The following is a 26,174-nucleotide window of genomic DNA, read 5'->3' as shown; positions in this document are numbered from 1 at the left end:
CACGCCGATGCAACTGAGCAGCCACAGCCTGACCAACGGTGCACCGATCGACCGCGAATTCGCCGCCGGCGATGCCGCGGGCTTCGCACCGGACCGCAATCCGCACCTGGCCTGGAGCGATGTGCCGGAGGGCACCCGTTCGTTCCTGCTGGTGTGTGTCGATCCGGACGTGCCGACCGTGCCGGAGACGGTCGGCCGCACCGACATGAGCGTGCCGCGCGACCAGCCGCGCTGTGATTTCGTGCATTGGGTAATGGCCGACATTCCGGCCTCGGTGCGCGAGATCGCCGCAGGCAGCTGCAGCGACGGCTTCGTGGTGAAGGGCAAGTCCAAACCGGCCGGCCCGGCCGGCAGCCGCCAGGGCCTGAACGACTTCACCGGCTGGTTCGCAGGCAATCCGGACATGGCCGGTGACTACCTGGGCTATGACGGCCCGTACCCGCCGTTCAACGACGAACGCCTGCACCACTACTTCTTCCGCGTGTTCGCGCTGGACGTGGCATCGCTGCAGCTGCCGGCACGCTTCACCGCCGCCGACGCCTACCGCGCCATGCACGGCCACGTGCTCGCCGAAGCGGCACTGCACGGCACCTACACGTTGAACCCGGCGCTGGGCTGAGAGCCCTTGTAGGGCCGGGGCATGCCCGGCTTTGCTTTCTGCAGAGTCGAGCCATGCTCGACTATGCCTTGTAGAGCCGAGCCCATGCTCGGCTGCTTCTGCTACGCAATGGACCTGCAGTAAACAGCAAACCCTGCCAGGAACGCATCCGCTTCGGCGCGATGCACTTCCGACTGAAGCACCTCGAAGATCTCCTCCGGTTCCAGGCCCAGCACCGGTACACGCAGGAACAGCGTTGTACTGAACGCGGCACTGACCGTGGACAGCACCGCGCGAAGTGCCTGCAGCATGTCCTCGCCACGATGGGACGCATGCACTAACGCAATGGGCCGACCGATGATCTGGTCGCCGGATACGAGCCAGTCGATCGCATTCTTCAATCCGCCGGGAATGCCACGCACGTATTCAGGGCTGCACACCAGCACACCGTCGCTGCGGGCGATGGCCGCCTTGAAGCGCGTCACGCTGCAGGGTTCATCGGTGCCTTCCAGATCGGGGGAGAACACCGGAAGTTCGCCGACCCCGGCGTAGACCTCGATCTCCATGCCGGGCGGCGCGATGGCTTTCAGGGCCACCAGCAGAGCGGTGTTGGTCGACTGCCGGCGCGCGCTGCCGGATATGGCGAGAATCTTCATCGTGGCAAGGCTGGCACGTGGGGCTGCGTCGACGCTACAGAACGTAGAAGGGCGACCTCGTGGCCGCCCTTCTGTTTATTTACTTCTTCTCGATGGCCGACTCGACCACCATGTCCAGCACGTACGCCTGCGACGGCGCATCGGCCGGCGGGTTCTTCACTTCGTAGCGCTTCACGCGCACCACGTTGCGCACGCCGTCTTCGTGGGTGTAGCCCTCGATGGTGCCGTAGAAGTTCTCGAACTTGCCCGGCTCACCCTGCTTCAGGCCCTTGTCGTCGAACTTCACTTCGCGCACCTGCAGGCACTGGTAGTCCGGGATCAGCGGGTGCGAGCACTTCTGCGTCTTGGCGGCCACTTCCAGGAACACGGTTTCGCCGGCGCCGCCGTAGCGGGTTTCAGCGGTCGGCTCCGGGTTGAACACCAGCACGTCGCCCTTGGCGTTGGTCAGCGTCAGCTTGCCATCGGCATCCTGCTCGGCCTTCAGCTCGCCCTGCAGGCGGCTCGACACGGCTTCGTCCAGCGCCATCAGCGCCTTGTCGGTGCAGGCCATCATGGTCGAGGCCATCGCGCTGACCGTCAGCTTGCCGTCGGCCAGGGTGTAGCCGCCGCCCATGCGGTTGCAGGTGTTGCTGACCGACAGGCGGCCATCTGCGAAGTCCAGGGTGACCGGCTTGTCTTCGCGGGCGAACAGCGCGTCGATGCGCTTGCCGTCGGCGCCGGTGGCCTGCTGCAGCAGCCAGTGCTGGCTCTGCAGGCGCTGCGCATCCAGGTGCGCCAGCGTCTGCTGGTCTGCTGCCTTGGCCGCGGCCGGGGCCACGTCGTCGCCGCCGGTGCCGGCCGGGGCCGGGTTCTGGCTGCAGGCGGCCATCAGGGCCAGCGGGAGGAGCAGGGTGAGCTTGCGGTTCATGGTGATTCTCCTTGGGGAACCGTGGGGGAAACGGGGTGGGGCCGGCAACGGGGTTACCGCACCTCGGCGCTGTTCAGCTGCCGGAGGGCAACCACAGCAGCAGCGCCGCGCCCAGTGCGATGCGGTAGATCGCGAAGGCGGTGAACCTGTGCGACTTGATGTAGCCCATCAGCCACTTCACTACGACGAAGCCGGTGATGGCCGCGGCAAGGAAGGCCACGCCCACGTCGGCCCAGTCCTCGCTGCCCAGCTGCCCGGCCTTGGCCATTTCCAGGAAGGTGTAGGCGCTGGCGGCGAACATGGTGGGAATGCCGACCAGGAACACGAACTCGGCGGCGGCGGCGCGGCGGCTCAGGCCCAGCAGCATGGCCAGGAAGATCGCCGAGGCCGAGCGCGAGGTGCCGGGGAACACGCCGGCCACGACCTGTGCCAGGCCCACGCCGATCGCCACCGTCCAGGTCACCTGGTCGCGGTCGGGCAGGCGCGCGGTGTAGGCCTCCACCAGCAGCATCCAGACACCACCGATGATCAATGCCCAGGCCACCGGGCTGACCGTCTCCGGCAGCGACCAGCCGGCCTTGCGCACCACCAGGCCGACCACGGCGGTGACCAGGAAGGCGGCGCCCAGCTTGAACACGTACTCACGGTTCTCGCGCTGGTTGAAGCCGGTGGCCAGCTGCAGCAGGCGCTGGCGGAACACCAGCACCACGGCCACGATCGCGCCGGCCTGGATGACGATGTTGAAGAAGTCCGAGCGGGCACCCAGCCAGTGCTGGGCGATGAGCAGGTGGCCGGTGCTGGAGATCGGCAGGAATTCGGTCAAGCCTTCGAGGATGCCCAGCAGCAGGGCGGAGAGCAGGTCGGACATGGACGGTGCGTGACGCGCGGCGGAAGGAAGAAGGTCGAGAGGATAGACGATCCCTGCGCACCAAACGGGTGCGTCTGGTGGCGGGTGCACCCGTTTGGTGCGCACCGTTCTGCACCGCCACGGAGCGCCCTTTTTGAAATCAATGACTTGCGGCCAGCGAAAAGTTGGCACGGTCGTTGCTCTACCTCAGCAGGCATTCATCCCCATCCGAGGTCGTACCGATGTCCGTGGAAAACGTTGAGAAGCTGATCAAGGACAACCAGATCGAGTTCGTCGATCTGCGTTTCGTGGATATGCGTGGCGTCGAGCAGCACGTCACCTTCCCGGTCAGCATTGTCGAACCGTCGCTGTTCGAAGAAGGCAAGATGTTCGACGGCAGCTCGATCGCCGGCTGGAAGGGCATCAACGAATCGGACATGGTCCTGCTGCCCGACACCACCAGCGCCTACGTCGACCCGTTCTACGCAGATCCGACCATCGTGATCAGCTGCGACATCCTCGATCCGGCCACCATGCAGCCGTACGGCCGCTGCCCGCGCGGCATCGCCAAGCGCGCCGAGGCCTACCTGAAGTCCTCCGGCATCGCCGAAACCGCGTTCTTCGGCCCGGAGCCGGAGTTCTTCATCTTCGACTCGGTCCGTTTCGCCAATGAAATGGGCAACACCTTCTTCAAGGTCGATTCCGAAGAAGCCGCTTGGAACAGCGGCGCCAAGTACGACGGCGCCAACAGCGGCTACCGTCCGGGCGTGAAGGGCGGCTACTTCCCCGTGCCGCCGACCGACACCCTGCACGACCTGCGCGCCGAGATGTGCAAGACCCTGGAACAGGTCGGCATCGAAGTGGAAGTGCAGCACCACGAAGTGGCCACCGCCGGCCAGTGCGAGATCGGCACCAAGTTCAGCACCCTGGTGCAGAAGGCCGATGAACTGCTGCGCATGAAGTACGTGATCAAGAACGTCGCGCACCGCAACGGCAAGACCGTCACCTTCATGCCCAAGCCGATCGTGGGCGACAACGGCAGCGGCATGCACGTGCATCAGTCGCTGTCCAAGGGCGGCACCAACCTGTTCTCCGGTGACGGCTACGGTGGCCTGAGCCAGCTGGCGCTGTGGTACATCGGCGGCATCTTCAAGCACGCCAAGGCCATCAATGCCTTCGCCAACTCGGGCACCAACAGCTACAAGCGCCTGGTGCCGGGCTTCGAGGCGCCGGTGATGCTGGCCTACTCGGCCCGCAACCGTTCGGCCTCGTGCCGCATTCCGTGGGTGTCCAACCCGAAGGCGCGCCGCATCGAAATGCGCTTCCCGGACCCGATCCAGTCCGGCTACCTGACCTTCACCGCACTGATGATGGCCGGCCTGGACGGCATCAAGAACCAGATCGACCCGGGTGCACCGAGCGACAAGGACCTGTACGACCTGCCGCCGGAGGAAGAGAAGCTGATCCCGCAGGTCTGCTCCTCGCTGGACCAGGCGCTGGAAGCGCTGGACAAGGACCGCGAGTTCCTGAAGGCCGGCGGCGTGATGAGCGATGACTTCATCGACGGCTACATCGCGCTGAAGATGCAGGAAGTGACCAAGTTCCGCGCGGCCACCCACCCGCTGGAATACCAGCTGTACTACGCCAGCTGACCGGATGCGATGGCGGTGGGTTCCCCCTCCCACCCGCCGCCATCGCTTCCGTTTTCGCGGCTGGGGAGCCGCGGTCAGATCGGGGTCGGATCCCATTCGTTTACGAATGGGCGCTGATCCCTATCCAGGGGCAAGAGAGAGACCGGATACGCGACCAGGGCCGCCCTCCCTCCCGCGTCGGTCGTGCAAGGAGAGAGGCACGGCCGTCCCGGCCCTGTACGTGTCCGGTGCAACAGCCACGGTCATCATCCTGATGACCCGTGGTTGCCTGATGCCAACGCGCGCTGGCGCGCTGGCCCCATCCACCCTCGGGACATGCGCATGAAACTGATCTCCGCCATCATCCGACCGTTCAAGCTCGACGAGGTCCGCGAGGCCCTGTCCGATGCAGGCGTGTCGGGCATCACCGTGACCGAAGTGAAAGGTTTCGGTCGCCAGAAGGGCCACACCGAGCTGTATCGCGGCGCCGAGTACGTCGTCGATTTCCTGCCCAAGATCAAGATCGAAACGGTGGTCACCGACGAGCGTGCCGACGCGGTGATCGAAGCGATCCAGTCGTCGGCAGGCACCGGCAAGATCGGTGACGGCAAGATTTTCGTCACCGCCGTCGAACAGGTCATCCGCATCCGCACCGGCGAAATCGGTGCCGACGCGCTGTAACCCCCTTCCGGAGATTCCCCCCATGAAGATGCGCCTTCTCACCGGGTGGCAAGCCCGGTTCCATCTGGTGTGCCTGTTGATGCTGCTCAGCGCACTGGCCGCCGGTGCCTGGCCGGGCAGCGCCCATGCCCAGGCCCAGGTATCGCCGTTGCCGAGCGAAAGCGTGGCGGTCGAGCCGCTGCACGATGCGGCCGCCACCGCCGCGGCGCCGGCCGTGGCCGAAGCGGCCGCCGCCTATGATCGTGGCGACGTCGCCTGGATGCTCACCTCGACCCTGCTGGTGCTGTTGATGGTGGTACCGGGCCTGGCCCTGTTCTACGGCGGCCTGGTGCGTTCGAAGAATGTGCTGTCGGTGCTCAGCCAGATCCTGGTGGTGTTCTCGCTGGTGCTGCTGCTGTGGGTGGCCTATGGCTACAGCGCGGTGTTCAGCGCCGGCAATCCGTTCTTCGGCTCGTTCACCGAATTCGCCTTCCTCAAGGGCTTCACCCCGGAGTCGGTGGGCAACACGCCGATCAAGGGCCTGCCGGACTATCTGTTCGTCGCGTTCCAGTCGACCTTTGCCGGCATCACCACCGCGCTGATCGTCGGTGCCTTCGCCGAGCGCATCAAGTTCCGCGCGGTGCTGCTGTTCTCGGCGCTGTGGTTCACCCTCAGCTACATCCCGATGGCACATATCGTCTGGGGTGGCGGCTACCTGGGTGAGCTGGGTGCCATCGACTTCGCCGGCGGTACCGTGGTGCACATCAACGCGGGCGTCGCCGGCCTGGTCGGCGCGTGGTTCGTCGGCAAGCGCCTGGGCTATGGCCAGACCGCGCTGAAGCCGCACAGTGTGCCGTTTACCTACATCGGCGCGATGCTGCTGTGGGTGGGCTGGTTCGGCTTCAACGCCGGCTCGGCAGCAGCGGCCGACACCGTGGCCTCGCTGGCCTTCCTCAACACCGTGCTGGCCACCGCCGCTGCCGTGCTTGGCTGGACCCTGGTGGAGGCGATCGGCAAGGGCAAGCCGTCGGCGCTGGGCGCTGCGTCGGGTGCGGTGGCCGGTCTGGTCGGCATCACCCCGGCCTGTGGCACCGTCGGGCCGCTTGGCGCGATCGTGATCGGTTTTGTCGCTGGCGTGGTCTGCGTGTGGGGCGTGACCGGCCTGAAGCGCCTGCTGAAGGTGGACGACACCGCCGACGTGTTCGGTGTGCATGGTGTCGGCGGCATCGTCGGCGCGATCCTCACCGGCGTGTTCAGTGCGCAGTCGCTGGGCGGCACAAAGGCCGATCTGGATATCGCCCATCAGGTCTGGGTGCAGGTGGTCAGCGTCGGCCTGACCGTGGTGTGGTCGGCGGTGATGACCGCGGTCATCCTGCTGGTGGTCAAGGTCGTGGTCGGCCTGCGCGTGACCGAAGAAGCAGAGCGCACCGGCCTGGATGTGACTTCGCACGGCGAGTCCGCCTACGAGGCCTGACGTGGCGGCGCACTGACGTGGTGGGTGCCGACCGTTGGTCGGCACTTCCACTGTCCTTGTTCTGGTAGGTGCCAAGCTTGCTTGGCACGGGGTCTGGGTCTGCTCTGGTGGGTGCCGACCGTTGGTCGGCACAGCGGGTAGCCCATCCACGCATGGCGTGGCTCTACCGTTCCTGCTCCAATGGCTGTCTGCAGGTGGGCGTGTACACGCCTCCAACGACCTCGATGGACTACAGAACGGAGTAGGCGTGATCCAGGCGACTTCCGCAGCAGTGATGGAAGACATCGAATGGTATGTCTACCTGCTGACCTTGGACGACTACAGTCCGCATGCGCTGGTGCGTAGTTTGGCCGGCGCAGGAGATCGAGAACACTGGAGCTTCGCTGTGGAGCTCACCTATCGCTGCCTTTCCTCCGGTCTGTGGCGACTCTCCTACGGCCTGCCTCCGGAGCTGGGGCTTTCCAGCATCGATCGTCGATCCGAGCACCAGCAGTCTGATCAACATCACGGTGCCTGGAGCACATGCATTGGATCCGGGCTTTGTGATCCGACAGGTGCTTCCGGATGGATTCGGTGGATTCTCAGTCTCAACCAGAGGCTGGGGTACGGGTTCGCGTCCAATGTTCAACTCGAATTGGTGGGCCAAGTGTGGAGCTCCAATACGCGCGATACTGGTGGCGAAGTTGGCAAGTTGCGGTGGCCTTGGAGTACTTTTCCCTCAAGGCAGAAATGCATGAGCTACCGGGGCTCTGATGGAAAGATGGTGGAGATCTGCCAGTGAGTGAGCGTGAGTTGGGGGCAAAGATTGTGTCTGTGATTGCCAGCTCCGTGCTTGGAGCGGCTCTATTCATAGGCATTCCGCTGAGTTCTCGGATAGGCAGCTTTTCGCAGGCTGCAATTTTCACATCGCTGGTTTGCGCCATAGCCGCTGTGTTGGGCCTCATCTTCGGTGTGCCCGGGGTTATGCTTGTGGACAAGTTTCTTCCGCGGTTCAAAGCTCGTTATGTTGTAGCTGCACCAATCTGTGCCTTGTTGGCGTGGCTCGCGTTCGAGGGTGCCTTCTCTCCTGGCGCTTGGATAAAGGTCTGGACCAGTCCTTCCTTTTGGTTTGGGTGGGCTCCCAGGCGCGCTGGCATCATGCTTTTCATCGGGTTGGCCGTGGGTGCCTTCTACATGTTGATCTGGCCGCGGATTGGACGAATGATGAAGGTCAACACGGCCTTGTGACTGAGGGCGATGGAATCGGGTGCCTGTGCGCAGCAAGGTGGCGGCGGCAAATAGCCAGGCATACAGCGGCGCGGGGAAGTAGGGGGCATCGATGAGTACAACCGTGCACTGAACGCAGTGACGACGGCGCTGGTGGGCGGTGTGGCGGGACAGGGCGCTGGCCAGGCCGCGTCCAATGCACTGGCGCCCTATGCCGCTCACTTCATCGGCAGCACGCTTGACCCGAACCAAGGCAGCGACCCCAATGCGACTCTGCAACTGCTGTCGCATGCGGTGTTGGGTGCGCTGCTGGCGGAAGCCGATGGTGGCAGTGCGGGAACCGGAGCCGTGTCCGCGGCCGGCGGCGAGTTGGCCGCGAAGGTACTGACTAATACATTGACCGGCGGAGACCCCTCCAAGCTGAGCCCGGAGCAGAAAGAGATGGTGCTGGCGTTGTCGCAGGCAGTTGGCGCACTGGCGGGCGGGCTGTCGGAGCAAAAGAAGGTCACGAAATGAGTGCTAGTGATGTGAAAGATGCTGGAAGAATTTCCGTTCAGGCTGCATATGTATTGATGTGCGTGTTCCTTCAGAAGTATATGGAGAGGGGGGAGGGGCAGGACACTCTTGTTGATCTGTTATCTTCGGGAGGGTCATTTCTATGGGCGAATGGCTTGCCCAACGATCCGGCAATGTGGGATGACTGGTGTGATGCATTTGCAGAGGTTGTCACCGTGGGGAGTGCTCTTAATTCTGAATTTTGTAGCGCACAAATTAATTCGTCGGGCGAGTACTTGTCGTTGCTGGATGCGTTCTCGGTAATGATGGTATTCCTTGAGTCGATTTTTGATCGATCTGGTGAGGATCTTCCGCTGTTCGAAGTTGTTGTTCGCCTTATGTCGCCTCTAGGTGATTCCGGTTGTCTTGATGATTCCTCTGTCTGGGCTGAGTGGGTGGAGTCGGTTAGGAAGGTGAGGGCATAGGGTTCTGGGCGGTTGCTTGTTCAATGGAAGTTGGGGTTAACGGCCGCCTCGATGAAGTTGCTCGGCTTGACGGTGTTGCCAGTCTGTATGTCACCGGTCGAAGCAGTGGTGACGCGCCAAGGTAGATTTCTTCGCAATGCGGGCGCGGAGGGATTGACCAAATCGGCCACTGGCGGGATCTGAGGGGCCGTTGATGAATCATTTTGTTTAAGTTGTTATGACGGTTGTTCCCTGGGTTCACGTGTCCACGGTGTTGGAATCGATTCGGCGGCATGGCTGGGTCCGTTTCGAGGATTGAAGGTAGGTGATGAGGAACTTGGGCGTTTGGCTATTCGAATTGGAGTTTGAGATTTGGGCATGAGGTGGGGGCGTTATTGAGTTTTTTGCATGACAGCTCCCCAGTTCTCCAGCGATCCGGACGAAGCGAAGAACCACGGCTGCAGTCATGGTTACAATTCGTCCATGATCAGCCCCCGCCTTCTGGCTTCCACACTGCTGGCCCTGGCCCTTTCGGCCTGCACCGCCACCGCGCCTGTGCAGCACAACCCGCTCGCCACCTGGGTCCCATCACCCAACCAGAACGCGCGCACCCCGGTCATCATCGTCATCCACCACACCGAGCAGAAATCGGTGCAGCAGAGCCTGCATACGTTGCGCACGGCCAACAGCGGTGGGCCGGTCAGTGCGCACTACCTGATCGGCGCCGATGGCCATCGTTACCAGCTGGTCGCTGATGAGCGCCGTGCCTGGCACGCCGGCGCCGGGCGCTGGGGCACCATCACCGATCTCAATTCGGCTTCGATCGGTATCGAGCTCGACAACGATGGCCGCAGCCCGTTCAGTGCGGCACAGATCGAATCGCTGATCGTGCTGCTGCGCGATCTCACCACGCGCCTGAACATCCCGCCGCGCCAGGTGATCGGCCATGCCGACCTGGCGCCGACGCGCAAGCAGGATCCGAGCCGCTTCTTCCCATGGCAGCAGTTGGCCGAGGCCGGCTTCGGCGTGTGGCCGCGCGCGGCCGACGGCGCGGCACCGGAAGGATTCGACGCGTGGAATGCGCTGGCCCGCTTCGGCTATCCGCTCGACAACCGCGACGCCACCGTCGCTGCGTTCCACCGCCGCTTCCGTGGCCGCGACGACCTGCCGAAGACGCTGGATGCCGAGGACGCCCGCATCCTGCACTCGCTGCTGCTGCAGACGCCGTGACTCCGCGCATGAACGCTTGGCCCCGCGCTGGGTTGCCGCCCAGCGGCCGGCCCGCCACCATGGCGGCATGATCGATTCCGCCACCTTCTTCAAGCGCAAGCACTGGACCCTGCTGGCAGCGGCCGTGCTCGCCGGTTGCGCCACCACCGCTCCCCGCACGGGCTCCGAAGCGCCCACGCCGACCTCGCCGCCGGCGGCCACCTACGCCAAGGTCGGCTGGAAAGCCCTGCCAGCGGTCTCGGACAGCGATCTGCAGGCCGGCTTCGTGGCTTGGCGCAGCAGCTGCGCCCGCCTGAAAAACGACGCTGTCTGGGCCAAGCCCTGCGCCACCGCCGCAGCGGTGTCAGACAAGAACCCGGCCGCGATCCGCCAGTTCCTGCAGCGCGACCTCGATGCCTATGCGCTGCGTGCCGGTGGCCATCAGGCCGACGGATTGATCACCGGCTACTACGAGCCGATCTACCCCGGCAGCCTGACCCGCACCGACAAGGCGACGGTGCCGGTCTACGGCACGCCGGATGATCTGGTGGTGGTGCAGCTGGACAGCCTCTACCCGGAACTGAAGGGCAAGCGCCTGCGCGGGCGCGTCGAAGGCAAGGTGCTCAAGCCCTATGACGACGCCGGTACCATCGCGGCCAAGGGCGCCAAGGCGCCGGTGCTGGCCTGGCTGACCGATCCGATGGACCTGCAGCTGCTGCAGATCCAGGGGTCCGGCCGCGTGCGCCTGGCCGATGGCAAGCAGGTACGGCTGGCCTATGCGGAACAGAACGGCCACCCCTACCGCGCCATCGGTCGCTGGCTGGTGGACCAGGGCCAGCTGAAGAAGGAAGACGTCACCATGGATGCGATCCGCGCCTGGGCCCGGGCCAATCCCGCGCGCGTGCCGGAACTGCTGCGCAGCAACCCCAGCTATGTGTTCTTCGTGCGCAATCCGGACAGCCCGGAAGGCCCGCGTGGTTCACTGAACGTGCCGCTCACCGCGGGCTACAGCGTGGCGGTAGACCGTACCGTGGTGCCGCTGGGCAGCCTGCTGTGGCTGTCGACCACGCGCCCCGATGGCACGCCCGTGGTACGCCCGGTGGCTGCGCAGGACACCGGCGGCGCCATCGCCGGCGAGGTGCGCGCGGACCTGTACTGGGGCAGTGGCGATGCCGCCGGCAAGCTGGCCGGCGACATGAAGCAGAAGGGCAACATCTGGATGCTGTGGCCGAAGGGCGTGCCCCTGCCGAACTGAACCAGCAGGGGGCGGATCCCTTTCCAAAGGAAAGGGCTCTGGCCCCGGATGCCTGATAATGGCGCCATCCCGAACTTTCCGGCCGCGCCTGCGGCCAGGACCCCTGCAATGACCTACGCAAAGCACAACGCAAAACCCGGCGCGAAATCCGCCGCAAAGAAGTACTACAAGCACTGGGCCGAATCGGGCCTGGGCAAGGGCAACGTGCTGATGGAAGCGCGCGGCGACAAGATCGTGCGGCAGGTGGAAATCTACGGCACCAAGATGGTCTGGGCCGACGAGCACGCCCACAGCGATGACCGTTTCCTGCTGGCCGACCAGCCGGTGTCGTTCCTGGATTTCGACGAGGACGACGAAATCTCCGCGCGTGAATTCGAAGCCGCCTGGAAGAAGGCACGGGAAGCCACCGGCTACCCGGTGTAATCCTCCCGGCTCCCGCCCTTGTAGCGCCGAGCCTTGCTCGACGCTGCAAAAGCGGGCATGTGAAATGTTATATAATTACATTTCACCGTAACCGCCCCTTCCCATGAAGACTCCCACCCTTGTGGCCGCCCTGGCGGCCGCGCCGTTCGCCCCTGAAGCTTTCGCACAGGCCGCCGATGCCGCGCTCACCCTCGGCAAGGTGCAGGTGCACCAGCACGGCGAAGGCCAGCTCAGTGCGCACCAGGTGCTGACCTCGGTGGACGTGCTGGGTGCAGACCAGATCGAAAACAGCAACGTTTCGCACAGCTGGGAACTGCTCGGGCAGATGCCCGGCATCCAGCTCACCGAAACCCGGCAGGGTGCCGAATCGGGCAAGGTCAGCTTCCGCGCCTTCAACGGCGAGGGCTACCTCAATGCCATCAAGACCCTCATCGACGGCATCCCCAGCAACGTCAACAGCGGCAACCAGCGCTTCATCGACATGCTGTTCCCGCTGGACATCAGCTACATCGAAGTAGTGCGTGGTACCAACGATCCGCGCTATGGCCTGCACAACATCGGCGGCAACGTGAACTTCGGTACGCGCCAGGGCGGCAGCTACACCGATGCGCGCCTGGCCTACGGCAGCTACAACACCCGTGATGCGCAGCTGGCGATTGGCCGCGAAGCCAATGGCTTCGCGCAGAACTACTTTGTCGGCACCCAGGCCAGCGATGGTTATCGCGACCACGACACCTCCAGGAAGTACTCGCTGGGCGGCAAGTGGTTCTTCGGCACGCTGGACGAAGGGCTGCGCGTGGGCCTGACCGCGCGCGCCTACCACCATGAGGCCGACGAACCGGGCTTCATGACCGCCGAGGAACTGCGCACGCACCGCCGTGGCAGCGAGCTGCGCAACGGCAACGACGGCGATGACCGCGACATGCGCCAGATCGCCGCGCACGTCGACCTGAAGCTGTCCGACGCACTCACCTTCGGCACGCGGCTCTACTACAACCGCTATGAAGACGACCGCCGCGTGACCTTCAGCGACCTGCCCACCGGCAACCTGCCGCGCCAGCGCCGCGTGTGGGATGAACGCCAGACTGGCCTGCTCAGCACGCTGACCTGGCAGGCCAGCTCCACGCTTACTGTCGAGGGCGGCCTGAACTACGAGCAGCAGGACAACGGCTATATCCGCGAGCGCTATGCCTACGCCGAACCGACCGATTACAGCCAGCCGCCGGCGCGCGTGCAGAACGACGACCGCCACAGCATCGACAACTGGGGCGCCTACGTGCAGGCGATCTACCAGCCCGCCGAGGCGTGGAAGATCGTGCCGGCCTATCGTATCGATCGCTTCAGTGGCCGCACGCACCTGATGAACGGCATCACCGCCCGGCTGCAGGATTACGGCAGCATCGGCCAGCCCAAGCTGAGCATCATCCACAGCCTGGGCCAGACCACCCACGTCTACGCCAACTGGGGCCGCACCTTCCAGGTGCTGACCGGGTCCACCGCACCGGCCTACCTCACCCCGGGGCAGGCGCCGATGCAGCCGTCCACCAATACGGGCATGGAGCTGGGCCTGAAGTTCCAGCCGTTCCAGGGCGCCCAGGCGCGCCTGGCGGTGTGGCAGCAGGACGCGGAAAACGAGGTATCCAACATGCCTGCCACCGGCACCACGGTCACCCTGGGCAAGACCCGCCGGCGCGGCGTGGATGCGCAGTTGAGCCTGCAGCTGGGCGATGACTGGACGGTATGGGCGTCGCACGCCTACCAGGAAGCGAAGATCACCCGCGACGACCGCGATGCCGGCATCTCCCTGCACGGCCGCGAAGTGGCCGCCACCCCGCGCCACATCAGCAATCTGGGTGTGGACTACCGCGCCAGCGACGCGCTGCGCCTCGGCCTGCAGGCACGCGCGCAGGGCGACTACTACCTTGAGGAGCGCAACGTGGCCGGCAAGTTCGGTGGCTTCGCCGTGCTCGACCTCAGTGCTGCCTATCAGCTCACCCCGCGTTTCAGCGTGGACCTGCAACTGAAGAACGTCACCGGCCGCCAGTACGCCTACGCCTGGTACGACAGCTTCTTCTGGGACAGCGCCCGCCCGATGTTCTCGCCGGCGCCGGGCCGCAGCGTATTCGTCGGCCTCAACATGAAGCTGTAGCCGGCCACGCATCTGGCAATGGTCGAGCTTGCTCGACCTGCAGCAGGGGTCAGATCCCTTTCCGCCAGGAAAGGGCTCTGACCTCGAACCCCGCGTTTTGCACTACATTGGTGCAATGTCCGACCCCGCACCCCCGCCGTCCCTTGATGCCCTGGGCACGCCGCTGGCCTGGGCCGGGGCCGATGGCTGCATTGCCGGCTGCAATCCGGCCTTCGCCCGCTGGCTGGGCGTCAGCGTCCGGCGCCTGCTGGGTCGGCCATTGGCCGCACTGGAAGTGCAGGGCGAGGCACTTGCCCATTTCCTGGCCCGCGATGAGCGCGACAGCCTGCGCCTGAACCGGCTGGCGCTGGCGGTGCCCGGCGAGGCGCCGCGCTTCGCCGAGGGCTGGATGAGCCGCCGCGACGATGGTGGCTGGCTGCTGGAGGCGCATCCGGTCGATGAATTCCCCGGGCTGGACCCAACCCAGGCGCTGCCCAGTGCGCTCAGCGCGGCGCTGAAGGGCCTGGCCCACGAGCTGCGCAACCCGCTGGCCGGGCTGAAGGGCGCGGCCCAGCTGCTGGCCCGCCGCGCGGCGCAGCGCGACGCCAGCGAACGTGAGCTGATCGAACTGATCGGCTCGGAGATCGAGCGCCTCAACGGCCTTCTCGACCAGCTGCTGTCGCCGGCCCCGGCCGCGCCGCATGCGGAACTGAATATCCATGCCGCGCTGGAACGTGTGCTGCGCCTGGCCGAGAACGAGGCCGGCTGGGCGGTACGCCTGCAGCGCGACTACGACCCCAGCATTCCCGAATTCCACGGCGACGCCGACCGCCTCACCCAGGCGGTGTGGAACCTGGTGCGCAACGCGATCCAGGCCGGTGCCGGCAGCATCACCCTGCGCACCCGCGTGGAGCATGGGGTGCGCATCGCCGAGCAGTTGCACACGTTGGCCTTGCGCCTGGAAATCGCCGACGACGGCCGTGGCGTGCCCGAGGAGCTGGCCGAACACCTGTTCCTGCCGCTGGTCAGTGGCCGTGCCGAAGGCACCGGGCTGGGCCTGGCACTGGCCCAGCAGGTCGCGCGCGAGCATCGCGGCACGCTCACCTACCGCTCGCGTCCGGGCCATACCGTGTTCACCCTGCTGTTGCCGATCGGCAACGGCGCCGCTCCTGCCGAGGAGGCCCCGCGCGATGTCTGAGTCCCCCACCACCGCACAGCGCATCTGGGTGGTCGACGACGATCGTGCGGTGCGCTTCGTACTGTGCACCGCGCTGCGCGAGGCGGGGTACCAGGTCGTCGATTTCGACAGTGCCGCTCCCGCCCTGCAGGCGTTGAGCGCGGGCCCGCCACCAGCGCTGCTGTTCACCGATGTGCGCATGCCCGGCGACGATGGCCTGGTACTGCTGGACAAGCTCAAGGCCGCGTTGCCGCAGCTGCCGGTGGTGGTGATGTCGGCCTATACCGATGTCGCCAGCACCGCCGGTGCGTTCCGCGGGGGCGCGCATGAATTCCTGTCCAAGCCGTTCGACCTGGACGATGCCGTGGCGCTGGCGCAGCGTGTGCTGCCGGCCGTGGCGCCCGCGCTGGCCGCCCCCAGCCCCGCCGCCGAAACGCCCGGCGACCAGCCGCCGCAACTGGTGGGCGATACCCCCCCGATGCGTGCGCTGTTCCGCGCCATCGGTCGCCTGGCGCAGGCACCGCTGGCGGTGCTGATCACCGGCGAGACCGGCACCGGCAAGGAGCTGGTGGCCAATGCGCTGCACCGCGAATCGCCGCGTGCGCAGGGCCCGTTCGTCGCGCTCAATACCGCCGCGATCCCGGCCGAACTGCTGGAGAGCGAGCTGTTCGGCCACGAAGCTGGCGCCTTCACCGGTGCGCAGCGCCGTCATGTCGGCCGCTTCGAGCAGGCCAACGGCGGCACGCTGTTCCTGGATGAGATCGGCGACATGCCGTTGCCGCTGCAGACCCGCCTGCTGCGTGTGCTGGCGCAGGGTGAGTTCTTCCGCGTCGGTGGCCGCGAGCTGATCCGCGTCGATGTGCGCGTGGTGGCCGCCACCCACCAGGATCTGGAAGGCCTGGTCGCGCAGGGCAAGTTCCGCGCCGATCTGCTGCATCGCCTGGACGTGGTGCGCCTGCAGTTGCCGCCGCTGCGTGAGCGCCGCGAGGACATCGCGCAACTGGCCAGCACGTTCCTGGCCGCCGCCGCACGCAGGCTGGATACGCCGCCGAAGCGCCTCACCGCCGCGGCTCTGCAGGCGCTGCGCGAACACGACTGGCCGGGCAACGTGCGCGAACTGGAGAACGTGTGCTGGCGGATGGCCGCGCTGGCCGCCGCCGACACCATCGGCGTGGCCGATGTCGATACCGCGCTGAACCGCGCGCGCGGCCGCCGCAACAGCGGCAGCGCAGCCGATCCGGGCCAATGGGAAGCGCTGCTGGCCGAATGGGCGCGCCGTCAGCTGGCCGAGGGCGTGGAAGGGCTGCACGCGCAGGTGCGCGAGCGGGTCGACCATGCCCTGCTGGAGGCAGCGCTGCAGATCACCCACGGTCGCCGCGCCGAAGCCGCTGCCCGCCTCGGCCTCGGCCGCAATACCCTTACCCGCAAGCTGGGCGCCGGGCGCCGCCGCGGGGGCCATTGAACGGTCCCTGCACGCGATCCTCGCGCCCGCTTGCCGAACCGTTGATCGTTCATGGACGATGCAATGCTTAGTGTCACCTGCAAGGAGTCTTCGATGCGTCTGTCCTTTGCCATCCTGCCGTTGTCCGCCGCCGTGCTGCTGTCTGCCTGTGGCAGCGCGCCGAAGAAGGCCGAGCCCACCCCGCCGCCGCCCACCGTGGTCAGCGCAGCGAAGCAGGGCGAGGCCAATCTGTCGCCGGCCTCGGCCAGCATCGTCAGTGGCCGCATCGCACTGATGGTGGAGCCCGGCGGTATCCACATCACCGGCCTGATCGGTGGCCTGCAGCCGTTGCAGCAGGCCGGTTTCCACATCCACGAGCGTGGCGACTGCAGCGCGGTGGATGCCAGCAGCGCCGGCAACCACTTCAATCCCGGTGGCGCCGCGCATGGCCGCGCCGGCACCGGCAAGCACCACCTGGGCGACATGGACAACCTGCGTGCCGATGCCCAGGGCCGCGCCAACGTCGATATCCACCTCAAGGGCGTTACCCTTGGCGGAGGCGCCGCCACCGATATCGCCGGACGTGCACTGGTCGTGCATGCCAACGCCGACGACTATCGCAGCCAGCCCGCCGGCAATGCCGGCGTCCGCATCGCCTGTGGCGTGATCCGGGTCGTCCGCTGATCACTGCAGGCAACATCCAGGGAGAGATTCCAATGCGTCTGATCCACACTTCGCTGTTTGCGGCCATCGCCGCGCTGGGCCTGGCGGCCTGCGGCCAGCAGCCGGCCGCTCCGCAGACGGAAACCCCGCCGGCCGCCCCGGCCGAGGGCGCCACCACCGAACCGGCCGCAACGCCAGCCCCGGCGGATGCACCGGCTGCCGATGCCTCGGCCACCGCCGAACTGGCACCGACCCAGGGCAACGAAACCAAGGGCAGCGTCACCTTCAAGGTGGTCGACGGCAAGGTCCACGTGACCGGCCAGATCACTGGCCTGAAGCCGGGCAGCGAGCACGGCTTCCACATCCACGAGAAGGGCGACTGCAGCGCGCCGGACGGCATGAGCGCCGGCGGCCACTTCAACCCGGGCAAGCAGGATCACGGCAACGTCGCCACCGATCCGCACCACGGCGGCGACATGCCCAACATCAAGGCCGACGACAAGGGCGTGGCCAGCATCGACGGCCCGGTGTCGAGCAATGTCAACATCGGCAAGGGTGATGACTTCGACATCATCGGCCGCGGCCTGATCGTCCACGCCGATGCGGACGACTACAAGACCCAGCCGACCGGCAACGCCGGCGCACGCCTGGCGTGTGCGGTGATCCAGAAGGCCCCGTAAGAATCAAGGAACGCCGGCGCAAGCCGGCGTTCTTCTTTATCGGTAGTGCCGGCCGCTGGCCGGCAATCGCAGATCCGGACGTTGCCGGCCAGCGGCCGGCACTACCCGTCTTCAGCGCGCCAGCAGCTCGCGCGCGTCCTGGCCGGCCTCGCAGTGCACGAACAGCACTGCGGCCATTTCTGCTGGAGACGGAAAACGCCGGCGCAAGCCGGCGTTTTTCATTATCGGTAGTGCCGGGCGCTGGCCGGCAATCGCAGATCCGGACGTTGCCGGCCAGCGGCCGGCACTACCCGCCTTCAGCGCGCCAGCAGCTCGCGCGCGTCGTGCCCGGCCCCGCAGTGCACGAACAGCACTGCGGCCCTTTATGCTGGAAACGGAAAATGCCGGCGCAAGCCGGCGTTCTTCTTTATCGGTAGTGCCGGCCGCTGGCCGGCAATCGCACATCCGGAGGTTGCCGGCCAGCGGCCGGCACTACCCGCCTTCAGCGCGCCAGCAGCTCGCGCGCGTCCTGCCCGGCCTCGCAGTGCACGAACAGCACCGGCACGCCGTGCGCTTCCAGCACCGCGGCCATCTGCCGCTGGCGCATCAGGAACTGCTCGTAGATGCCCTGCAGGCGGTCGCAATCGTTCTTGCTGTGGTTGTAGTACGCGCACCAACCCGCCGGATCGAACAGCGCCATGCGTGCCTCGCCATGGGTATAGCGCAGCAGCGGCTCGGGCGCGGCATTGAGCCACTCGTCTTCGCCCGGCGCCATGATCGCGGTCTCGATCAGCGGCCACAGCGCCGCCAAGCCCTGGTTGTCGTACTGCATCGACATCATCGCGGCCAGGTCGTTCACGGTGAAATAGCGCGCGTGTTCGATGCGGGCACCGAAGCTGTTCTGTGCCATCAACGCGGTGTCGGCATGCGCCATGCCGTTGGCCAGCAGTGTTTCTTCCAGCGCATTGGCCACCGCGTTGGTGGTGGCCACGTCGCTGCCGGTCAGCAGGAACGGCACCACGCGCAGGCCGCCCCCCACCAGGGTCGCATCGGCCTGGAACGGCAGCGGCACATCGCCTGCGGCATCGGTGCCGAAGGCCAGCAGGCGCGGGCCCTGGTTGCGGCCCGGGGCACGCATCTGCAGTTCTTCCAGGCGGCGATGGATCGGCCAGCCCGGGCGCAGTACTTCGGCCGGGTCGAAATGGGCGGCCGCGAACACCAGGTCCAGCTCGGCCACCTGCGGCACCAGCTTGGAAAGGTCACGGCCGACGCGTTCGGCCAGTTCACCGGCCTGTTCAGCGCTGAGCACCGCCTGGCGGGGGATTTCGCCGCCGGCCAGTTCCAGGGCCAGCACGCCAAGGGCATTCATCGCGGGGTCGGGTTTGCTCATGGTTCCACGGTTGGCCCATCACAGGGCGGCAGCTACACTTGGCTCCATTATGCCTGCTCCGCCGTGCAGGCCATGTTGCAGACACCCTCATCCATGCCAGGTATCTCCATGCCCAACGCTCGTCCCGTCGCCATCCTCGGTGGCGTCCGCATTCCGTTCTGCCGCCAGAACACCGCGTATTCGGATGTCGGCAACCTCGGCATGTCGGTCCGTACGCTGGGCGCGCTGGTCGAACGGTTCGGCCTGCACGGCCAGCAACTGGGTGAAGTGGCGATGGGTGCGGTGATCAAGCACTCCAGCGACTGGAACCTGGGCCGTGAAGCCACGCTGTCCTCCGGCCTGTCGCCGCTGACCCCGGGCATCACCCTGCAGCGCGCCTGCGGCACCTCGCTGGACAGCATCATCACTGTCGCCAACAAGATCGCGCTGGGCCAGATCGAATCGGGCATCGGCGGCGGTTCGGACACCACCTCCGACGTGCCGATCGTCTACGGCAAGAAGCTGCGCGCGCGCCTGCTGGCCGCCAACCGCGCCAAGAGCACTGGCGACAAGATCCGCGCGCTCACTTCCGGCTTCAAGTTCTCCGAGCTCAAGCCCGAGTTCCCGGGCGTGGCCGAGCCGCGCACCGGCAAGAGCATGGGCGACCACTGCGAGGACATGGCCAAGGAATGGAACATCTCGCGCGACTCGCAGGATGAGTGGGCGGTGTCCTCGCACAAGAAGCTGGCCGCCGCCTATGAGCGTGGCTTCTTCAACGACCTGATCGCACCGTTCCGTGGCGTCGAGCGTGACAACATCCTGCGCCCGGATACCTCGCTGGAAAAGCTGGCCACGCTGAAGCCGGCGTTCGACAAGGTTTCCGGCCGTGGCACGCTGACCGCCGCCAATTCCACCCCGCTGACCGACGGTGCCGCTGCGGTACTGCTGGCCAGCGAAGAGTGGGCGCGCGCGCACGGCCATGAGCCGCAGGCCTACCTGCGCGACGCGCATGTCTCTGCGGTGGACTTCGTGCATGGCGAAGGCCTGCTTATGGCGCCAACCATCGCGGTGCCGGAGATGCTCAAGCGTAATGGCCTGACCCTGCAGGACTTCGACATCTACGAGATCCACGAAGCCTTCGCCGCGCAGGTGCTGTGCACCCTGCGTGCGTGGGAGAGCGAGGATTACTGCCGCAACCGCCTGGGGCTGGACGCACCGCTGGGCCGCATCGACCCGGACAAGATCAACCTGCTGGGTTCGTCGCTGGCCACCGGTCATCCGTTCGCCGCCACCGGCGCCCGCGTCATTGCCACCGCCGCCAAGCAGCTGGCCGAACGCGGCGGTGGTCGCGCGCTGGTGTCGATCTGCACCGCCGGCGGCATGGGCGTGGTGGCGATCGTCGAACGCTGATCGCTGCGACCGCGCGCTAACCAAGGTTGGCGACTACCAGAAATGCGTGCTGGATCTGCTGTGGTAGATGCCGACCTTGGTCGGCCGTGAAACGGCATCGCTCGGAAAGGCCACGCGCCAACCAGGGTTGGCGACTACCGGGTCCCGCAGATGAAAACGCCGCCCAGTGGGCGGCATTTTTTGTCCGGTGGGTGCCGACCGTTGGTCGGCACGCTTCAGCAGCGGTCACGGCAACCGCGGATTACCGAATTCGTCGCGCTCTTCGTTGGCGTCATACACCGGCGGCTGCACCGCGAGCGGCTGTTCTTCCACCGTGGCACGCAGTGGCGTCTCGCCGCCGCGCACCAGCGCCACGCTGTCCTCGCCGCGCTGCAGGCGCAGCGCATTGGCCAGGCACTGCGCGGCCAGCGCGTGTTCGCCACGCTGGGCGAACAGTTCACCCAGCGCTTCCCACGCCGGTGCACCGGCGCCCGCGGCGATGGCCTCGTGCAGGAACGCATCGGCGGCCTCCCACTGCTGCTGGGCCAGGGCCACGCGGCCCTGCGCCAGGCGCAACGCGGCCGAGCCGTCATGCACGTTGCGCCAACGTGCGAGGTTGGCCTGGCGGGTAGCCAGGCGCTCGGCCGGCAGACGGCCATACAGCGCCACCAGTTCGTCATCCCAGCGCTGGTCCAGGGCCTGTTCCAGCGCCAGCAGCGCCGGCTCGTCCCAGTCCAGCGCCACCGCGCGGCTGGCATAGGCGCCAACCACGTCCGGAGTCGGTCGCAGTGCCTTCGGCGTGGCTTCCCACTGCGCGGCCAGTGCGTTGACGTCGGCCGCTTCCAGCAGCGCTTGTGCAGCCAGGCGTGCTTCCAGTTCACTGCTGGCCTCGGCCGGCAGCACCTTGCTCTGGCGCAGTGCACCCAGCTGGCCATACGCCTCGTGGGCGCGGCCGGCCTGTGCCAGTGCCTCGGTGCGCAGCCACAGGCCACGTGGCGGCAGCGGCTGGATCGCCGCTACGTCCAATGCGTTGATCGCATCCACCGGCAGATCGCGCGCCAGCAGCTGTTCGGCGCGCAGCAGCGCCTGCAGGGTGGCATCACTTTCGCCCAGGCGCTGCAGCAGCGCCTCGCCAGCCGGGCCGTCGGCACGTGCCTGCGCGCTGCGCACGGCGTTGGCCAGCGCCACCGCGCTCACTTCCGGATCCTTGGCGGCACCGTCCAGCAGTTTCTCGGCACGCTGCCACTGGCCGTGCTCATAGGCCTGCAGGCCGTCGATCAGGCGCACCCGGCCCTGTTTGCGGCGGTAGCGGCCCCAGGCGCGGAACGGTGCGGCGATCAGGCTCCACAGCAGCCATAGCACCAGCACCGCGATCACTGCCAGCAGCGCCACCTTCGGCAGGTTGCTGTGGTAGTCGTAGCCGCCGTAGCGCAGGGTCACTTCGCCGAAGCGGTTCAGGTCATCGGCGCCGAGCCATTGCGCAGCGACCACGCCGATGGCCACGGCCAGCAACAGCACGACCAGGGATTGCAGGGGTTTCATGCGGGCTTACCTCCGGTCGGTCTGGGTGCGCAGTTGTTGCAGGGTGCTGCCAAGGACAGCGTCGTTGGCCTGCAGCGGCAGTTCGCGCAAGGCCTTCAGTTCAGCACGTTGCGCGCGCAGGGCTGGTGAATCCGGCCAGCGCCGCTGTGCCCAGTGCTCCACGCGGTCCAATGCGGTATTGCGCCCCGCGCGGTCGCCGCGCTCGATTGCCGCACGTGCCAATGTCAGTTCCAGCTGCAGCGCGTCGTCGGCATTGCGCTGTTCGGCGGCGGTCAGCGGGCCGTTCTGGCGGCTCGGGGTGATGTCCACGAACGGCGCCAGAGCTGCCTGCCACCAGGGTTTGGCGGTGCTGCTGCCGGTTGTGCCGGTGATCTGCGAAGGCAGGCCCTGCAGTGCCCTGCCCACAGCATCCAGACGCTGCAGCGACTGCACGCGTGGGCCGCTGCCGAGCGCATCCAGTGCCTCGCGCTCCTGCACCAGCGCCTGACGCAGGTTCAGGCCATCACTGTCGGGCAGTTCGGCCAGTGCCGTCGCGGCCTGGGCGTACAACCGGCGTGCGCCTTCCACATCGTCGGCGTAGTTCAGGCGCTGCGCGGCCTGGGTCAGCAGCAGTTCGGCCTCATCGCGCTGTACCGCCTGGCGGCCCTGGTTGGCGCTGTCGGCCAGCTTGGCCAGGTTCTCTTCCAGCAATGCGCTGCGCTGGGAAAGGCCCAGCATCTCGTCGCGCAGCACGCGGTTGGTGGCGGCCGCGTCCTGCAGGCGCTGGCTGGTCGCGCGCTGGTCACGACGCAGCGCATCCAGCGTGGCCTCCAGGCCCTTCAGCTGGACAGCCGTGGTCTGTGCCTGCGCTGCCTGTTCGTTCTGTTGCTGTTGCCAGACATACCAGCCGGCATAGCCGCCCACGCCGAGCACGACCACACCGGCCAGCGGCAGCAGCCAGCGCACGGGTCGACGGGGCGGGGAAACGGGCGGAGTGTCGTTCATCGGGCTTCCTTGTCGGCAACGTCGCCGGTCGGGGGCCGGCAGGCCGCGTTGTGCACAGCATCACTGTTGCCGACGACAGCGGCAAGCGTGACCCACGTCCCTGTTCAGGTCGCTGCCGGGACGGTGAGCGTGGCGTGTGCGGCCGCCACCAGCTGCGCGCTGGTGGGGCCTGCCGCGCGCACGACATGCTGCAGGCCCAGTGCCCGGGCCTGTTCGCCGAGGCGATCACTGGCCACCACGGCAGTCGCGTGCGCCTGCAGGCGCTGCTGCAAGGGCGGCGGAAGCTGCTGCCAGAAATGCTGCAGCGCTTCGCCACTGCTCACCGCCAGCATCCACGGCTGCGCTGAATGCGCCAATCGGGCCAGCGCACGGGGCGGCAGGTGCAGAAGGCGACGCTGGTAGATGTCGGCACGTTCGATTGTGGCGCCGGCCGCCTGCAGCTGCGCGGCAATCAGGCCACGCCCGCCGGGCGCGGTCACCAGGCCGATGCGCAGGCCCTGTACGTCAGCCAGCACCGGCAGCGCCAGCAGGCCTTCACTGTCCATCCGCTGCGGCGCATGCACCTCGGTGATGCCGTGTGCCCGCAATGCGCGCGCGGTGCCTTCGCCGACGGTCAGCCACGGGCTGCGCTGCGCCTCGGCCAGCGGCAGCAGGGTGGCGGCCGCGGTCACGGCGGCCGGGCTGGTGAACACCACCCGATCACAGTTCAGCGCGCGTTGCAGCTGGCGCAGCACGGGCGTGCCGTTCAGGCGCTGCAGGCGCCAGGGTGGCAGGGCCAGGACATGCCCGCCCAGCCCAGCAACGGCGCGGCGCAGCGCCACATTCTGGCCCTGCGGGCGCAGCGAGATCAGGGTCCAGCGCGCGCCGGAACGGGTGGCGCCAGTGGGTATCGTATGGTCGGCCATTGCCTGCATTATGCGGGCCCTTCGTTGTCGTGGTCGCTGCTCCGATGTCCGTTGATGCCCTGACTTCCTCGTTGGCCGCCCTGCAGGACGTGCTGGACTGCATGCCGGCGGTGCGCGCCATGCAGATCCAGCTCGACGGCTATGCCGATGGCGTGCTGCGCATCACCGCGCCGCTGGCCGCCAACGTCAACGACAAGGGCAACGCCTTCGGCGGCAGCCTGGCCTCGGTGCTGACCCTGTCCGGCTGGGCGCTGGTCAGCCTGCGCCTGCGCCTGGCCGGCCACGATGCCGAGGTCTACGTGGCCGACAGCAACCTGCGCTACCTGGCCCCGGTCTACGAAGACCTGCACGCCCACGCCGAAGCGGCCGAGGCCACCGGCTGGGATGCCTTCCTGAACACCTTCCGGCAGCGCCGCAAGGCCCGCATCAGCATCATCGCCACCCAGCCCGGCGCCGATGGCAAGCCCGCCGCCGAATTCAGCGGTCGCTTCGTTGCCTTCGCCAAAGGGTAGGATGGCAGGCTGACGTTCTGGGGAAACCACTGATGCGCCGCCTGATCCAGTTCCTGATCTGTTCCCTGCTGCTGGCCAGTGCCGTGGCCTCGGCCGACGACCTCAGCCGCAAGCAGCGCAAGCTGCTGGAAGAGACCCAGATCGCCTACGGGGCGACCATCCGCTGGGGCAGCATGGACGATGCCATCGGCTACCTCGACCCCAAGCTGCGCAAGGAAAAGCCGCCCACCGAGTTCGAGCTCAACCGTTACGCGCAGCTGCGCGTGTCGTCCTACCGCGAGCGCAGCAGTGCCTCACTGGACGGGGGACTGGTCGAGCGCCGGGTCGAAATCGGGGTGATCAACCAGAACACCCAGGCCGAGCGCACGGTGGTCGTGGTCGAGCGCTGGCGCTGGGACCCGGAAGCCAAGCGCTGGTGGCAGACCGCCGGCCTGCCGGACCTGTGGAAGGGGCAGTGACGGGCCGCGTCCGGCTTGTGCGACAATCGGCGCCCGCTTAATCGACCCGTGACCTGAGTGAATTACGAAGAGTTGCTGGCCTTTGCAGGCCGAAACCCGATGCTGTCCGCGGCCCTGGTCGGCCTGACCGTGGCCATCATCGTCACCGAGATCCGCCGCCTGTTCCGGGGCTTCAAGGGCATCAAGCCCGCCGAACTGACCCAGCTGATCAACGCGGGCGGCACGGTGGTGGTCGACCTGTCGGCCAGCGGTGACTTCGAGAAGGGCCACATTGCCGGCAGCCGCAACGCCCAGGCCAGTGCCTTCGGCCCGGACCACAAGCTGGTGGCCAACGCCAAGCAGTCGCCGGTGGTGCTGGTGTGCCGCAGCGGCAACGCCTCGGAAACCGCCGCCAAGGCGCTGAAGAAGGCCGGCTTCGAGAAGGTCTACGTGCTCGACGGCGGCATTCCCGCCTGGCAGCAGGCCGAGCTGCCGCTGGTCAAGGGCCGCAACTGATTGCCGCAGGTGGCGGATCCGGCCTTGTATGGGCCTGATCCCGCCCCCATCGCAGTAATTCGACCATCGTTTTCATTGCATTCATTGGAGTTACTGGAAATGTCCGAAGAGATCACCAACGGCGCTGCTGCGCCGGTCGATGCCGCCACCGGCCCCGCTTTCACCGTCGAGAAGATCTACGTCAAGGACGTCTCCTTCGAGTCGCCGAACGCCCCGACCATCTTCAATGACCAGGTGCAGCCGGAGCTGCAGCTGAACCTGAACCAGCAGGTGCAGCGCCTGGGTGAGAACGCCTTCGAAGTCGTGCTGGCCGTGACCCTGACCTGCCAGGCCGGTGAGCGCACCGCCTACGTGGCCGAAGTGAAGCAGGCCGGCGTGTTCGGCCTGGTCGGCCTGGACCCGCAGTCGATCGACGTGCTGCTTGGCACCCAGTGCCCGAACATCCTGTTCCCGTACGTGCGCCAGCTGATCAGCGACCTGATCCAGGCCGGCGGCTTCCCGCCGTTCTTCCTGCAGCCGATCAACTTCGAAGGCCTGTACGCAGAAACCCTGCGCCAGCGCCAGGAGCAGGGCGACGCACCGTCGCTGGCTGACTCCGAGCCGGCTGGCAACGCCTGATTCCTGCCG

General features: G+C 66.8%; 27 protein-coding genes. 20 read left to right on the top strand and 7 right to left on the bottom strand.

The genetic code is table 11. The features are described from left to right. The first annotated feature begins 7 nt into the window (after positions 1-7). A complete protein-coding gene (locus AC5P53_RS18625) occupies positions 8-619 on the top strand; it encodes a YbhB/YbcL family Raf kinase inhibitor-like protein (protein WP_032961630.1) in 612 nt (203 codons plus the stop codon). 101 nt (positions 620-720) lie between these two features. Here AC5P53_RS18625 and AC5P53_RS18620 read toward each other — a convergent pair whose 3' ends face one another. The 3 genes from AC5P53_RS18620 to AC5P53_RS18610 form a co-directional block, all read right to left on the bottom strand. Further along, positions 721-1,254, bottom strand: a complete 534-nt coding sequence (locus tag AC5P53_RS18620; RefSeq protein ID WP_164077972.1) for an NAD(P)H-dependent oxidoreductase — start codon at positions 1,252-1,254, stop codon at positions 721-723. 79 nt (positions 1,255-1,333) lie between these two features. Next, entirely contained in the window at positions 1,334-2,161 is an 828-nt protein-coding gene (locus AC5P53_RS18615; protein ID WP_049441703.1) for an META and DUF4377 domain-containing protein, read from the bottom strand. Between the two features lie 73 nt (positions 2,162-2,234). Then, positions 2,235-3,029 (bottom strand): undecaprenyl-diphosphate phosphatase, encoded by a 795-nt coding sequence (locus AC5P53_RS18610; RefSeq protein WP_014645490.1) that lies wholly within the window; start codon positions 3,027-3,029, stop codon positions 2,235-2,237. Positions 3,030-3,250: 221 nt separating this feature from the next. Between AC5P53_RS18610 and glnA the strand changes: the two genes are divergently transcribed. The 14 genes from glnA to AC5P53_RS18540 all read left to right on the top strand — a co-directional run bounded on the left by glnA (position 3,251) and on the right by AC5P53_RS18540 (position 17,914). Continuing rightward, positions 3,251-4,660: a type I glutamate--ammonia ligase gene (gene glnA, locus AC5P53_RS18605; protein WP_014645491.1), complete on the top strand. Its 1,410-nt coding sequence runs from the start codon at positions 3,251-3,253 to the stop codon at positions 4,658-4,660. 321 nt (positions 4,661-4,981) lie between these two features. Further along, positions 4,982-5,320: a P-II family nitrogen regulator gene (locus AC5P53_RS18600; protein WP_004134334.1), complete on the top strand. Its 339-nt coding sequence runs from the start codon at positions 4,982-4,984 to the stop codon at positions 5,318-5,320. Between the two features lie 22 nt (positions 5,321-5,342). Next, complete coding sequence (gene amt / locus AC5P53_RS18595; RefSeq protein WP_241887658.1) at positions 5,343-6,773, top strand: ammonium transporter; 1,431 nt, start codon at positions 5,343-5,345, stop codon at positions 6,771-6,773. Between the two features lie 247 nt (positions 6,774-7,020). Further along, positions 7,021-7,554 carry a hypothetical protein gene (locus tag AC5P53_RS18590; protein ID WP_241887657.1) on the top strand — a complete coding sequence of 178 codons (534 nt, stop codon included), beginning with the start codon at positions 7,021-7,023 and terminating at the stop codon, positions 7,552-7,554. Between the two features lie 563 nt (positions 7,555-8,117). After that, complete coding sequence (locus tag AC5P53_RS18585; protein ID WP_053495712.1) at positions 8,118-8,495, top strand: VENN motif pre-toxin domain-containing protein; 378 nt, start codon at positions 8,118-8,120, stop codon at positions 8,493-8,495. Next, on the top strand, positions 8,492-8,959 hold the full coding sequence (locus AC5P53_RS18580) for a hypothetical protein (protein WP_241887656.1): 468 nt from the start codon (positions 8,492-8,494) through the stop codon (positions 8,957-8,959). The genes AC5P53_RS18585 and AC5P53_RS18580 overlap by 4 nt, the downstream gene beginning before the upstream one ends. Before the next feature lie 462 nt (positions 8,960-9,421). Then, a complete protein-coding gene (locus AC5P53_RS18575; protein WP_032959392.1) occupies positions 9,422-10,168 on the top strand; it encodes an N-acetylmuramoyl-L-alanine amidase in 747 nt (248 codons plus the stop codon). A gap of 67 nt (positions 10,169-10,235) precedes the next feature. Then, positions 10,236-11,402 carry a murein transglycosylase A gene (gene mltA / locus AC5P53_RS18570; protein WP_032959393.1) on the top strand — a complete coding sequence of 389 codons (1,167 nt, stop codon included), beginning with the start codon at positions 10,236-10,238 and terminating at the stop codon, positions 11,400-11,402. A 108-nt stretch (positions 11,403-11,510) separates the two neighbouring features. Further along, positions 11,511-11,825 (top strand): hypothetical protein, encoded by a 315-nt coding sequence (locus AC5P53_RS18565; RefSeq protein WP_005411860.1) that lies wholly within the window; start codon positions 11,511-11,513, stop codon positions 11,823-11,825. A gap of 103 nt (positions 11,826-11,928) precedes the next feature. Then, positions 11,929-13,974 (top strand): TonB-dependent receptor, encoded by a 2,046-nt coding sequence (locus tag AC5P53_RS18560; RefSeq protein WP_241887655.1) that lies wholly within the window; start codon positions 11,929-11,931, stop codon positions 13,972-13,974. A gap of 115 nt (positions 13,975-14,089) precedes the next feature. Next, positions 14,090-15,151, top strand: coding sequence for a two-component system sensor histidine kinase NtrB (locus tag AC5P53_RS18555; protein WP_032959394.1), 1,062 nt, complete (start codon positions 14,090-14,092; stop codon positions 15,149-15,151). Further along, positions 15,144-16,592, top strand: coding sequence for a nitrogen regulation protein NR(I) (gene ntrC / locus AC5P53_RS18550; RefSeq protein WP_032959347.1), 1,449 nt, complete (start codon positions 15,144-15,146; stop codon positions 16,590-16,592). Before AC5P53_RS18555 ends, ntrC begins: the two co-directional genes overlap by 8 nt. Before the next feature lie 93 nt (positions 16,593-16,685). Continuing rightward, positions 16,686-17,255 carry a superoxide dismutase family protein gene (locus AC5P53_RS18545; RefSeq protein WP_032959349.1) on the top strand — a complete coding sequence of 190 codons (570 nt, stop codon included), beginning with the start codon at positions 16,686-16,688 and terminating at the stop codon, positions 17,253-17,255. A gap of 32 nt (positions 17,256-17,287) precedes the next feature. Next, on the top strand, positions 17,288-17,914 hold the full coding sequence (locus AC5P53_RS18540; RefSeq protein ID WP_111206061.1) for a superoxide dismutase family protein: 627 nt from the start codon (positions 17,288-17,290) through the stop codon (positions 17,912-17,914). A gap of 481 nt (positions 17,915-18,395) precedes the next feature. On the opposite strand, the gene AC5P53_RS18535 is transcribed toward AC5P53_RS18540, so the two are convergent. Continuing rightward, a complete protein-coding gene (locus AC5P53_RS18535; RefSeq protein WP_041862938.1) occupies positions 18,396-19,283 on the bottom strand; it encodes a hypothetical protein in 888 nt (295 codons plus the stop codon). Positions 19,284-19,376: 93 nt separating this feature from the next. Here AC5P53_RS18535 and AC5P53_RS18530 point away from each other — a divergent pair, with 93 nt between their 5' ends. Next, the gene (locus AC5P53_RS18530) at positions 19,377-20,672 is read left to right on the top strand and encodes an acetyl-CoA C-acetyltransferase (RefSeq protein WP_111206060.1); all 1,296 of its coding nucleotides are present in this window, start codon (positions 19,377-19,379) and stop codon (positions 20,670-20,672) included. Between the two features lie 225 nt (positions 20,673-20,897). On the opposite strand, the gene AC5P53_RS18525 is transcribed toward AC5P53_RS18530, so the two are convergent. The 3 genes from AC5P53_RS18525 to AC5P53_RS18515 form a co-directional block, all read right to left on the bottom strand. Next, positions 20,898-22,193, bottom strand: a complete 1,296-nt coding sequence (locus AC5P53_RS18525; RefSeq protein WP_049418860.1) for a heme biosynthesis HemY N-terminal domain-containing protein — start codon at positions 22,191-22,193, stop codon at positions 20,898-20,900. Positions 22,194-22,199: 6 nt separating this feature from the next. Continuing rightward, positions 22,200-23,177, bottom strand: coding sequence for a uroporphyrinogen-III C-methyltransferase (locus AC5P53_RS18520; protein ID WP_032959352.1), 978 nt, complete (start codon positions 23,175-23,177; stop codon positions 22,200-22,202). Positions 23,178-23,281: 104 nt separating this feature from the next. Next, a complete protein-coding gene (locus AC5P53_RS18515) occupies positions 23,282-24,091 on the bottom strand; it encodes a uroporphyrinogen-III synthase (protein WP_075076520.1) in 810 nt (269 codons plus the stop codon). A gap of 35 nt (positions 24,092-24,126) precedes the next feature. Here AC5P53_RS18515 and AC5P53_RS18510 point away from each other — a divergent pair, with 35 nt between their 5' ends. The 4 genes from AC5P53_RS18510 (at position 24,127) to secB (ending at position 26,165) form a co-directional block, all read left to right on the top strand. After that, positions 24,127-24,594, top strand: a complete 468-nt coding sequence (locus AC5P53_RS18510) for a YiiD C-terminal domain-containing protein (protein ID WP_005407593.1) — start codon at positions 24,127-24,129, stop codon at positions 24,592-24,594. 32 nt (positions 24,595-24,626) lie between these two features. Continuing rightward, positions 24,627-25,052 (top strand): hypothetical protein, encoded by a 426-nt coding sequence (locus AC5P53_RS18505; protein ID WP_014035526.1) that lies wholly within the window; start codon positions 24,627-24,629, stop codon positions 25,050-25,052. A 57-nt stretch (positions 25,053-25,109) separates the two neighbouring features. Beyond that, on the top strand, positions 25,110-25,547 hold the full coding sequence (locus tag AC5P53_RS18500) for a rhodanese-like domain-containing protein (protein WP_014645505.1): 438 nt from the start codon (positions 25,110-25,112) through the stop codon (positions 25,545-25,547). Between the two features lie 99 nt (positions 25,548-25,646). Further along, positions 25,647-26,165 (top strand): protein-export chaperone SecB, encoded by a 519-nt coding sequence (secB, locus tag AC5P53_RS18495; protein WP_005407596.1) that lies wholly within the window; start codon positions 25,647-25,649, stop codon positions 26,163-26,165. Positions 26,166-26,174 lie beyond the last annotated feature (9 nt).

It is taken from the genome of Stenotrophomonas sp. YJH_SMC_82 (genome assembly GCF_059368875.1).
The sequence above is the reverse complement of the archived record's forward strand: the minus strand, read 5'-3'. Positions and strand labels throughout refer to the sequence as shown.